The sequence below is a fragment of the Vibrio sp. 10N.222.52.B7 genome, from assembly GCF_041474275.1.
GTDB lineage: Bacteria > Pseudomonadota > Gammaproteobacteria > Enterobacterales > Vibrionaceae > Vibrio > Vibrio crassostreae_C.
Map to the genome: position 1 here is coordinate 1 of NZ_JBFRTU010000322.1, position 691 is coordinate 691.

Sequence of the window (691 nt, forward strand, 5' to 3'; positions counted from 1 at the left end):
CGTTTTATCGACCCAATTCCTGCGCAAATGCGTAAAGGAAAGCGTTGGTATGAAGGCACAGCAGATGCTATCTACCAAAACATGGGCTTTATGGAGTTGGAAGAACCTGATCAAGTATGTATTTTTGGTTCAGACCATATCTATAAGATGGACATCAAACAGATGCTTGATTTCCATAAAGAGAAGAAAGCGGCTCTAACAGTATCAGCATTGCGCATGCCGCTTGCTGAAGCATCAGAATTCGGTGTTATTGAGGTTGATGCTGACGGCCGTATGATTGGCTTTGAAGAGAAACCTGCAAATCCGAAGTCGATCCCGGGCGATCCAGAATCAGCGCTCGTTTCAATGGGCAACTACGTGTTCGAAGCGAAAGAGCTTTTTGCCGAACTAACGGAAGATGCTGATAGAGAAGGTTCGACACACGATTTCGGCAAAGACATTATTCCAAACATGTTCCCACGTGGTGATGTGTTTGTTTATGATTTCAGCACCAACCGTATTACTGGTGAGAAAGAAGAAGTTTACTGGCGCGATGTAGGTACGATTGACGCGTACTGGCAAGCGCACATGGACCTTCTTAAGAAAGATGCGCCATTCTCGCTATACAACCGTAAATGGCCTCTACACACTTATTACCCGCCACTACCACCAGCTACGTTTACTGATTCGGCAAATGGTCGAATTCAGATCA

Annotated in this window: 1 protein-coding gene; it reads left to right on the forward strand. The window is 45.3% G+C overall.

Annotation, left to right across the window (positions count from 1 at the left end; genetic code table 11):
* Positions 1-691 (forward strand): sugar phosphate nucleotidyltransferase (locus AB4512_RS23030; protein ID WP_372175845.1); only part of this gene is annotated, 691 nt, incomplete at both ends.